This window comes from Spirulina sp. LEGE 11439, assembly GCF_059821285.1.
This window is the reverse complement of sequence record NZ_JCAMRX010000042.1, coordinates 1-10,167: the sequence shown is the minus strand read 5'-3', so window position 1 is coordinate 10,167 and position 10,167 is coordinate 1. Positions and strand designations below refer to the sequence as shown.

Here is a 10,167-nt window from a genome sequence, read left to right as displayed (position 1 = left end):
CTTCTCGATCCCGTCCAAGGGTAGCCACTCCAGCCCCTCGTCGTCCCGCCCCTGCCCCTGCACGTCCGACAACCCCACAAATCTCAAAACCCGCACCTTCTGCTGCTCCTCCTTCAGTCAGCAAACCGCCTAAACAGTGAACAGTGAACAGTGAACAGTGAATAGTGAATGACTAACAACACACAAAAAATAACTGTTCTTTATTTGCCTCTTGACGAACGCCCTTGCAATTTGATTTATCCGCAGGCGATCGCCAATCTACAACATACTTTAGAGTTGTTCGTTCCTCCTCGAAGTTTATTGGGGAGGAAAAAACAACCCGCCAATCGCGATCGCCTTTGGGAATGGGTCGAGAAAAATATATCGAGGTGTCACGGGGCAATTTTATCCCTAGAAATGTTGGTGTATGGAGGATTATTACCTTCGCGACTGCATCAGGATTCTCTGGAATTGTTGCGCGATCGCATTGCTCGAATTTCTACACTGAAAGAAAAGCAACCAGATCTAAAAATTTTGGCGAGCAATTTGATTATGCGATCGCCCACTTATAATAGTAGTGAGGAAGAACCCGATTATTACGAGGAATTTGGGGCGGCGATTTTTCGCTGGGGGTGGTTACAAGACAAGCAACAACGGGAAGGACTCACAGATACAGAGATTGAAGAGTTAGGGCGCATCGATCGCGAACTTCCTCCAGAATATTTGCAAGATTATCGCCAGCGACGAGAAGGAAATCTGACCATTAATAAGCAAGCGATCGCTTTAGTTGAAGCAGGAATTATTGATTTTTTAGCGATTCCCCAAGATGATTGCGCGACTTATGGATTTACTGCTCGCGATCGCCAAGCAATCGTTCAAGAAATTAGAGTCAAGCGCTTGCAAACTAAAGTTCACTTATATCCCGGTGCAGATGAAGTAGGCTGTACCTTACTCGCTCGTTTTTATTCCCAATTTCAAAATATTCGCAGAAAGATTTATTTACTTTACAGTTCCGTTTTTTCCGAACAAATCATTCCTTTATATGAAGATCGCCCCCTCGGAGAAAGCATTAAATCTCATATTTTGGCGGCAGGTGGCTGCCTTGTTTCTTCCTCAAAAGAAGCCGATTTTATTTTAGCCGTGAATACCCCGGGTCAAGTCATGCAAGAAGCATGGGACAATCCCATTAAAGATTTAACTTATACGACCCATCGTAATTTGCTTTTCTTTGTCGATCGCATTGCCGCTTTTTTACAGCAAGGGAAACCTATCGCGATCGCAGATATCGCTTTTACTAATGGCGGAGAAACCGAGTTAGTCCAGTTACTCGATGATTTTACGGCTTGGGATGACGTTCTCGCTTATGGCGGCTGGAATACTTGTTGTAATACTCTCGGTACGGTTTTAGCTACGGCAATTGTGGGGTTGGAGTCTCGCGATCGCCATGCCATTGCGACCAATAAAATCTATCATTTATTGGAAGGTTGGGCGTATCAAGCGATCGTTCGCCAGTCAATAATCAAGAATTATTTGCCCGCGATCGGTGCATCTTATTACGATTTCAAAAAGAAAGAGCAGGAAATTCACGCAGAGATGAAAAAAAGAATTTGTGATGTTTGGCAGCAAACCCTACACAATTCGTTTTTACAATGGCAATGGCAAATTGAAGTATTTTCCCCTTGGCAGAGAATGTTTGAAATTGGTTTAAATTTGACAGTTTGCGATCGAGAATAAGACTTAAATTAATTGTTTTTTTGGGATCGAAAGGTTAAAGTTATGAGATAAGTATTTTTTCTTGGAGCAGACTTCAAATGCGTATTTTTATTTTTTCAACAATGAAAGCAGGAACAATGTTCTTGCATCACCTGATGAAGGATATCTCTCGTCTCTCTAATATCCCTCATTATTCTCATAACTACGAACCCGGAACCCCTTACCACATCCCCTCGTCAAAATCTCCTGAAACTTTTACGACCTTACTGGAATCGGAAGGATGTTTCGGACCTTTTCGTCATTATCTCCCTATCCCCGATCCCGACAATGCCAAGATTATTTTGCACTTTCGCGATCCAAGAGATACCATGAGTTCACTCTATTTTTATCTTGCCTATCATCAAAAATATATCCCTCAAGTCATACGAGATACCTATATTAAACGAGGAATCGATCGGTTTGTTTTTAATCCTTATCTTCCTACATCGTCTTCATGGTATCAAAGAACAAAACAAAGAATAAAAATGCTTGTCAATCAAAGTCATAATGAGACAATAGCAGAATGGCTTTTGAAGGATTATCAACTCTATTTTCATAACTATTGCGATCGCGACAATACCAGAGTGACAACGTATGAAGAAATGGTAACAAACTTTCCGATATGGTTAGAACAATTTTTAGAGAGCTTTGAACTTGAGAATGAGCAAAAAATTCGTGAAGAACTTATTACAATTCATCAAGATAGTTTCATTCCTCCTTCCCTCGAACAAGATCTCAATAAAATTAAACATAAACGAAAAATCACGCCGGGAGACTATAAACAACAATTTTCTCCACAAACAATTGTCAAATTAAATCAATTTTTTTCCGAACCTCTGTCGAGATTGGGATATAAGTAATATGAGATTTTCCCACGCCATGATATTGACTTGAGCGTGGGATTTCTGAACACTTTTAGCAGAAAACTATCAAGGAAAATTACAGAGTATCTAAACGTTGCTATAGCAATCCGAAATGATACGTGAATGCAGATCGGGCTACAACCCTTGTTATTGCTGGCTCGCTTTGGGGAGGACAAGCAATAACAAGGTAGATTGTATAGCTTAAGAAACTGCTCTAAACCCAAAAAGCGATCGCGCTCCCACCAATACGATACAATAGAACTGATTCCCTTACTCAAACTCGCCATGAGTGTCACAAAAACAAAAATTCTTACCGATACTTGGATCGATGCGACATGGGACGAATATATCGAAGCCACAGAAGATCCAATCTATAAAAAAGCAAAATTTTATTACTATAACGAACAACTCAGAATCGAAATGACACCCCTTGGACACGATCATTCTTGCGACCATACCATTATTACTTATGCCATTAATCTCTATGCCACGTGCAACCAAATTGCTTTAAACGGACATGATAATTGCACCTATCGCAAAACCGGAGTTCGAGAAGCTCAACCCGATTTATCGTATTATGTTGGCGAGAATGTTGATGCTGTCCCTTATGGTACGGGAATTATTAACCTCGATCGCTATCCCTCACCCAATTTAGTCATAGAAATTGCCAACACTTCCCTCGCCGACGATCGCGGCACAAAACGCTTGCTTTATGAAGATTTAGACGTGCAAGAATATTGGATCGTTGATGTACAAAGTCATCAAATTCTTGCCTTTACCATTGCCAATGCAGGCAGTCGCAGAATTAACATTTCTCAAGTATTACCGAATCTAGAAATATCCCTCCTCGAAACAGCCCTCAGACGCACTCGCCAGAGTAATCATAGCGAGGTAGGGGCGTGGCTTTTATCAATGTTCAATGAGCAATGAACAATCGCCCATTACCCATTAAGATATTGTTAATCGGTTTCGAGTTTATCCCGATCGCCTATCATGTCTTTTCAAATCGCCTACCTCGCCCAAGGCAAACTCTATCTCCAACAAGATACTAACCAATTTCGCGAAATCCATAGCGAATTCGGTCAATCCATTCAACGCCAACGCTTACAAGTTCAACAGCAACGGGCATGGAAAGATAGCGGCATTCGCTCCATGATAATGCCAGCCGGGGCGATCGCAGAACAAAATCGACAAGCTGAAGCCGTGGTTCCCGTCGCGATTACCAGTTTGTGCAACAGTCAAGAAGGGAAACTCTTTTACTCCCTCGAAGCCGCAGAAATGGGAGCATTATTTTGCTTCGATCCCAGCCGCGATCGTGAAGATCGGCTTTTTCATAACGCCAATTTCCGCATCAGTCACCTTGACTACAGCAGCAAGCACGATCTCATCGCCTGTACGAAAACCTATCCCACGGGAATCGTTAATATTGCCAGCCTCTCCCCCAATAGCGTTCGCCCCAACGATATCACGGAAGGGGATTCCATCGATCTCGCCCCCCGTTGGCTGCCCGCAGAAAAAGCCCTCGTTTATCAATCGGCTGGAGTCAGTCGCAATAGTCAAGGGTTTGTCGTCAACCGGATGCCGTTTTCCATTGAGAAACTCGACTTCAACAAACAAGACCTCATTTCCCTCGCTGAAGATCCTAAATCCGACCTCCTCGGACCCCAAATCGGTTCGGATGGGTTACTCTACTATATTCGCCGCCCTTATAAATCCTTTCATCACTCCTTTAGTTTGTGGCGGTTGTTAAAGGATATCTTTTTAATCCCCTTTCGTTTGGCCTATGCTATTTTTCAATTCTTTAATATGTTTACCCAGAGTCTCACGGGTAAACCTCTGATGGCTGCCGGGACGCAACAAAAAGTCGAACCGAAACGAATGAAAGTCTGGGGAGACTGGCTCAACCTCGACAAACTCCCCAAAAAACACTCAGAAGATGGCGATGCGCCGCCCTTAGTGCCGGCGACTTGGGAGTTAGTGCGCCAAGGAAAACAGGGAACTCCGGAAGTTTTGGCGAAAAGCGTTCTCGCTTACGATTTAGCAGCCGATGGCTCGATCGCTTACACCAATGGAAGCGGTATTTTTCTGTTATCTCCCCAAGGAAAACGAGAAAGAGTGGTGTGCGATCGCCTCATCGAAGCCGTCACCCTCCTCGATCGCCCCACAGAAATTTAGGTTTGTTGTTGCTTTCGCGTTTTTCTCTGGCTCAAAGCAACAACACAACCCACCCAAACAATTAACTATCGGCTTTAATGCAGTTAAGGGTTCTTAAAGTCGCCGCCGCCGCATAATTCCGCAATGTGGCGGAATTGGGCGCAAACGCACTGCCTTGCTCGCTTAACGGAGAAGCAACGCCGCAATAACCGGACATTTGTTGGATTAAAGCGTTAGCCCAGTGACCCGCCGTATCGGAAAAAGCCGTTGGGGTTTGTTTCTGACCTAAAGTCGTAGACAGTCCGCGCTTAGCTTTGCCGTATTCTGCCGCCTTTTTCATCACCGCCATTAACTCCGCCCGGGTCACTGGCTGAGTGGGACGAAACTGCCCATCGGGATAGCCCGAAACAACATTATTCGCCTTTGCCCATTGAATTTTAGCCGCACTCCATCGGGAGGCGGGAACATCGGGGAAAGGATTGCTGCTAGGCGCAGGAGGATTGGCTAAATTGATATTGGGAATAGTTTGCACGGCACCAAACACCATAGAAACTAACTGCTCGCGGGTCAAAGTATTCAGAGGTCGAAAGGTATTATCTTCCGGGAATCCAGCAATAAAGCCAATTTTAACCGCTTCTTCAATTTCTGTTTTGTAGATATCGTTAATAATATCGGGAAAACCAGAAGTTGGAGTCGGTGTGGGTGTTGGGGTTGGGGTTGGGGTTGGAGAAGGTGACGGTGTAGGAGTTGGGGTTGGAGTTGGCACGGGTGCGCCGTCGTTAGTGAGATAAACGTGTCCGAGGGTTTTCCCTTGATACGTCCGTTTAGTGAAGCGCCAACCCGGTTCGAGAAAGAATTTATAGAGGATCTCCTCGTGAGGACCGCTAAATGAGCCTCGGCTGCGGGCAATGGTAATTTCATTTAATCCCGGTCGGCTGCTGCCTACACGAGGGGTTCCGACGAGGTGCAGATCGCCATCGCGGTTGACAATTCGCAAGAGGAATTCGACCCCGAAATCTTCCCCGTTAATGCGGACGGAATAGCCGTTACTGTCTACGCTGCGACCGCAATTGCCGGTAAAATCAAAGGTTCTCCAAAGCGCATCGACGCGAATGGGGCTGGTTCCAGCTTCACCCCAACATTGTCGCTTGCCCGGAATTTGCTCGATAATGACGAGACTATAGAGACTGGTGCCAAAGGGGGAGGCGATCGCGGCAAAAGCGCCTTGATCGACTTCTTTTTGGCCGAAGAGGGATTGAGCCTCGGCGACTGAGTTATGCCGAAGTGTTGTCAAATTCACTGCTGCGAAGGCCGTGGATAGGCTCATCGCACCGATCGCCGCTACTTTAAGCGGAAGTGCAAATTTCATTGAGATCTCCTTCCAAGTACATTTCCCTATTCTCCAAGCATTTGTCCGTGAAACCCACAAATTTCCCGAAAAAATAAAATGTTTTTATAGTTATGGGTGCTGTGCGATCGCAAATTGGGAACGAGTTGGGCAGGATAGAATGAGAAGCGCGATCGCAAGGAAAGTGAATTAATGAAATTTTTGAGTTTAAAGTTTGTTCAGTCCCGCAAAATATTGTTTTCCCTCTGCTTAAGTGTGATGTTTCTCGGTTTGACTGGTGCGATCGCGGCTCAAACTGTTTTCAATCCCTCTTTTGCAGGAACAGTAAATCGTCTTAGCGATATTCCTCTCGTTACAGTGCAAGAATTACAGCAAACGCAAAAATCAGAAAGTTTTGTGTTTATTGATGTTCGCACGCCACAAGAATATCAGCGCGATCGCATTAAACATAGTTTTCTCGTCCCGATCGATGCGATCGAACGAGGTACAGGGGTCGAAAAAGTTCGTAAAATTGCCGCTCAAAATCCTAATTCTGCGATCGTTCTGTATTGTCAGCGAGGACCGAGATCCTATCGTGCCTATCGAAATTTAGAAAAGACTGGCTTAAAATTTGTCGTTCTTTCTGGAGGAATTACCGCTTGGCGTAAAGTGGTTTTGGCAGAATCAGAAATAAGCATTCAAAAATATCTGGCAAATCCCGATCGCAATGGATAAGAAAAAAATCAGAAAATTACTATTCGGTGACTTTACTTTTAAACGAATGATTCGATCGCTTCTTTTTATTTATGTTTGTTTTGCAGTTTATGTCTTCTTTGTGGCAGATAGAATGATTTTTCTGCCACCTCCTGCAAGCTATGCTGACGATGAAAGCATTATCAAACTCTCTACGACAAATCAAGAAAAATTCTCAGCAACTTATTTGGAGAATCCCAATGCTCGCTATACTTTACTCTACTCTCACGGAAATGCTGAGGATTTAGGGCAAATTCGCCCGCTTTTAGAGTTTTTTCAAGCAGTCGGTTTTAATGTCTTTGCTTATGATTATCGCGGTTATGGAACCAGTGCAGGAAAAGCCAGCGAACGCAATACTTACGAAGAAATTGAAATTGCTTATACTTATCTCACTGAACAAATTGGTATTTCTCCCGATCGCGTTCTCTTATTTGGGCGATCGGTGGGCGGCGGTCCCACTATGTATTTAGCCGCGCGAAAACCTGTCGGGGGTGTAATTTTAGAAAGTGCCTTTACTCAAGCCTTTCGCGTGGTTGTGCCTTTTCCTTTGCTCCCTTTTGATAAGTTTCGCAATCTCGATAAAATTAAAAAAATTAATGTTCCGGTTTTAATTGTTCATGGGACGGAAGATCGCACGATTCCTTTTTCTCACGGTCAAAAACTCTTTGCAGCAGCCTCTGAACCTAAATTATCTTTCTGGGTAGAAGGGGCAACGCATAACGATCTATTTTGGGTCGCCCGAGGTAATTATGCCGAAAAGTTGCAGGAATTTGAAAAATTAGTGATGCGATCGCTACAATTAAATTAGTCACCAGCGAACAGTCACCCATCACCTGTTAATGAAGAAAGCTCAATGGATCGAGATCGGTGAATATTTGGCGATCGCCATGTCTGTATCGGGAACTTTCGTTGCCCTCTTGACAGAAAAGGTCGTTTATGCAGCAACTCCTCTAACGCTGGCGGTAGGTTTAAATTTGTGGCAGAGAAAACAGGCGATCGAGGCACAAATTAACGCGCAAATTAAAGCAGAAGATTGGACAAGTCTTCAACATCAATTAACCGCCGCGATCGCACGACAAAATCGCTTAGAAGAGGCAGCCGGACAGCCCAATCCCGAAGTGATGGAACGCTTGCAGGAATTAGCCAATAATATTACTTCAGTAGAACAAAGACTCGCTCCCATTCGAGAACGACAAGCACAATTTGAAGAGTCCGATCGCGAAACTAACATAGAATTTCAACAGCAATTAACGAGATTACAAACCGCGATCGCGACACTGGAAAAACTCCCCGAACAATTCTCAGAATTACAAGCCGCGATCGCCAACCTCCAAGAAAAAGTTACTCCTCTGGGCGATCGCCAAGAACATATTGAAACGACTACGCAACAAGTTGAAAAAGCGATCGCACCCATTAACGCAACGATCGCCACATTAAGAGAAGAGTTAACGGTTCTCGATCGCCGTCTGTCTCAATTCGCCAATCTGCCTCAACCCGAGGAAATCCAAGCATTGCAAAAGGCGATCGCTAATCTACAACAAAATCCCCCCCATATTAGCGACGAATCTGCCCCCCTCTCCGAAAGCGCGATCGCCACACAAGTAGAACATTTAAACCAAACTGTAGCCGAAATGCAACGGCATCTTGAGAGAATTTCCCACGAAAAACCCGCGATCGATCCCAAAACTCAAGAATTGCAAGCCGCGATCGCCCGCATTCAGAAACGTCTCGAAGGTTTTCCAGAAATTGCGCCTAACCCTCCTATTCAAGAAATAGTCAAGGAGGAAGTCTCTTCAGAACATCGTCCCCCTGCGGTTCCTCCCGAATATCGTCGTGAAGCCTTTAGTGCATCAGAATCTCCTCAAACGGAAAGTGAATCTGAGTTTGAAGACTTTAGCACACCAGAATCTCCTCAAACTGACAGCGAAGTCGAATCCGGCGATCGCGAAGAATCTCCCCCTTCCCCTCGTTTGGATAATCTCGGTAATGAACTCGAAGGGGGAATTCGGGAAATTAGCGAAAATCTCTGGGAATTTGGAGCCTCGATTAAAAATATCTTCGATCGCGTCACGACTCCGGAAACAACTTCTGAGTTCGTGCAACAGTGGGAATGTGTCTGGGAGTTTGCGGGTCATACAGAAAGGATCGAGAGTCTCGCGATCGCCCCGAATGGGAAAATTTTAGTGAGTCCGGGGAAAAACTATTGTTTGCAACTCTGGGATCTGGAAACCGGAGAATCGATCCGCACCCTCACTGGACATACCGATGCGATCGCGGCTTTGGCTTTTAGTCCGGATGGTAGGCAAATCGCCAGCAGCAGCACCGACGGGATGCTTAAATTTTGGCAGATGGAAACGGGGGCAGAAATTGCGAATTTGCGCGGTCATTCTGCCCTCATCGTGGCGATCGCTTTCAGTCCCCACGGGAGAACCCTCGCCAGTGGCAGTTACGATAAAACCGTCAAACTCTGGGATTTAGGCAGCCAAAGGGTTTTACGGACTCTTGACGGGCATTGGGATTGGGTTAGTGCGATCGCTTACGATCCCGATGGGAAAACTCTCACTAGCGGCAGTCACGATGGCACGATTAAATTTTGGGACGTACAAACCGGAGAAAAAATCGGCAATCTCGCACCGGGGGGGAAAATCTATGCGATCGCCTACAATGCCGACGGGACGATGTTTGCAAGTGGGGGTAGCGATCGCCATATTCGCCTGTGGAATCGCGATCGTCAAGAACTTCGCGCCCTTCGCGTTCTCTCTCAAGTCTATTCCCTTGCCTTCAGTCCCGACGGGAAAACCTTTGCGAGTGGCACGAGTCATCACACGATTACCCTTTGGGATGCCGAAACAGGGGAGAAAATTGCCCTTCTTGACGGTCATCGCGATCGGGTGAATGTGGTTGCCTTTGGCGATCGCGGTGACATCCTTGCCAGTGGGGGAGGTGATGGCATTGTTAAGGTTTGGAAGAGAATTGAGAATGAGGAATGAGTTCAAATTTTGAGCTTTTCGTTTTTAAGCACTTTATTCGTAATTAAATTCTATTTTACTTTGCAGAACAATTTCTTCCATGATTTCTTTAACTTTTCCTTGTTCTACCTGTTGGGAAAAAATCTCTGTGAGCTTGGGAATATTGATTATTTCTTCTATTGAATCCATATATCGCTGAACTATTACCCTAATTCCATATACAGAATTTGCATTTGATTCTAATTGTTCATAAATTTGAGATTCTTTCATTTCTGTTTTGATTACAAAGGTAATTGGATAACGTTGAATTTTGTCAATATAGCAATTCCCTAATTCATGAGGTACAGTAGCAGCAATGAGTGTACCAATT

General features: G+C 44.8%; 8 protein-coding genes and 1 pseudogene. 7 read left to right on the top strand and 2 right to left on the bottom strand.

Going from position 1 to position 10,167, the window contains the following annotated elements; all coding sequences use genetic code 11:
* Positions 1–168 precede the first annotated feature (168 nt).
* From AC6RV6_RS22190 to AC6RV6_RS22175, 4 genes are all read left to right on the top strand, one after another.
* Positions 169–1,713 (top strand): DUF4127 family protein, encoded by a 1,545-nt coding sequence (locus tag AC6RV6_RS22190; RefSeq protein ID WP_500243061.1) that lies wholly within the window; start codon positions 169–171, stop codon positions 1,711–1,713.
* A 77-nt stretch (positions 1,714–1,790) separates the two neighbouring features.
* Entirely contained in the window at positions 1,791–2,591 is an 801-nt protein-coding gene (locus AC6RV6_RS22185) for a sulfotransferase domain-containing protein (protein ID WP_500243060.1), read from the top strand.
* A 288-nt stretch (positions 2,592–2,879) separates the two neighbouring features.
* On the top strand, positions 2,880–3,524 hold the full coding sequence (locus AC6RV6_RS22180; RefSeq protein WP_500243093.1) for a Uma2 family endonuclease: 645 nt from the start codon (positions 2,880–2,882) through the stop codon (positions 3,522–3,524).
* Positions 3,525–3,587: 63 nt separating this feature from the next.
* A complete protein-coding gene (locus AC6RV6_RS22175) occupies positions 3,588–4,769 on the top strand; it encodes a hypothetical protein (protein ID WP_500243059.1) in 1,182 nt (393 codons plus the stop codon).
* Between the two features lie 61 nt (positions 4,770–4,830).
* Here AC6RV6_RS22175 and AC6RV6_RS22170 read toward each other — a convergent pair whose 3' ends face one another.
* Positions 4,831–6,117, bottom strand: coding sequence for a DUF3747 domain-containing protein (locus AC6RV6_RS22170; RefSeq protein WP_500243058.1), 1,287 nt, complete (start codon positions 6,115–6,117; stop codon positions 4,831–4,833).
* 171 nt (positions 6,118–6,288) lie between these two features.
* Here AC6RV6_RS22170 and AC6RV6_RS22165 point away from each other — a divergent pair, with 171 nt between their 5' ends.
* From AC6RV6_RS22165 to AC6RV6_RS22155, 3 genes are read left to right on the top strand one after another with little or no spacing between them, the layout of a single operon-like run.
* A complete protein-coding gene (locus tag AC6RV6_RS22165; RefSeq protein ID WP_500243057.1) occupies positions 6,289–6,810 on the top strand; it encodes a rhodanese-like domain-containing protein in 522 nt (173 codons plus the stop codon).
* Entirely contained in the window at positions 6,803–7,636 is an 834-nt protein-coding gene (locus AC6RV6_RS22160) for an alpha/beta hydrolase (protein WP_500243056.1), read from the top strand. The genes AC6RV6_RS22165 and AC6RV6_RS22160 overlap by 8 nt, the downstream gene beginning before the upstream one ends.
* A 31-nt stretch (positions 7,637–7,667) precedes the next feature.
* Positions 7,668–9,818 (top strand): WD40 repeat domain-containing protein, encoded by a 2,151-nt coding sequence (locus AC6RV6_RS22155; protein WP_500243055.1) that lies wholly within the window; start codon positions 7,668–7,670, stop codon positions 9,816–9,818.
* Between the two features lie 33 nt (positions 9,819–9,851).
* On the opposite strand, the pseudogene AC6RV6_RS22150 reads toward AC6RV6_RS22155, so the two are convergent.
* Positions 9,852–10,167 (bottom strand): annotated as a pseudogene (locus AC6RV6_RS22150) (hypothetical protein); the annotation flags it as partial.

Excerpts from the sequence above, each read along its gene's own strand:
- AC6RV6_RS22165 (WP_500243057.1), top strand. The coding sequence starts at position 6,289 with ATGAAATTTTTGAGTTTAAAGTTTGTTCAGTCCCGCAAAATATTGTTT.
- AC6RV6_RS22160 (WP_500243056.1), top strand. The coding sequence starts at position 6,803 with ATGGATAAGAAAAAAATCAGAAAATTACTATTCGGTGACTTTACTTTT.
- AC6RV6_RS22185 (WP_500243060.1), top strand. The coding sequence starts at position 1,791 with ATGCGTATTTTTATTTTTTCAACAATGAAAGCAGGAACAATGTTCTTG.
- AC6RV6_RS22155 (WP_500243055.1), top strand. The coding sequence starts at position 7,668 with ATGAAGAAAGCTCAATGGATCGAGATCGGTGAATATTTGGCGATCGCC.
- AC6RV6_RS22175 (WP_500243059.1), top strand. The coding sequence starts at position 3,588 with ATGTCTTTTCAAATCGCCTACCTCGCCCAAGGCAAACTCTATCTCCAA.
- AC6RV6_RS22180 (WP_500243093.1), top strand. The coding sequence starts at position 2,880 with ATGAGTGTCACAAAAACAAAAATTCTTACCGATACTTGGATCGATGCG.
- AC6RV6_RS22170 (WP_500243058.1), bottom strand. The coding sequence starts at position 6,117 with ATGAAATTTGCACTTCCGCTTAAAGTAGCGGCGATCGGTGCGATGAGC.
- AC6RV6_RS22190 (WP_500243061.1), top strand. The coding sequence starts at position 169 with ATGACTAACAACACACAAAAAATAACTGTTCTTTATTTGCCTCTTGAC.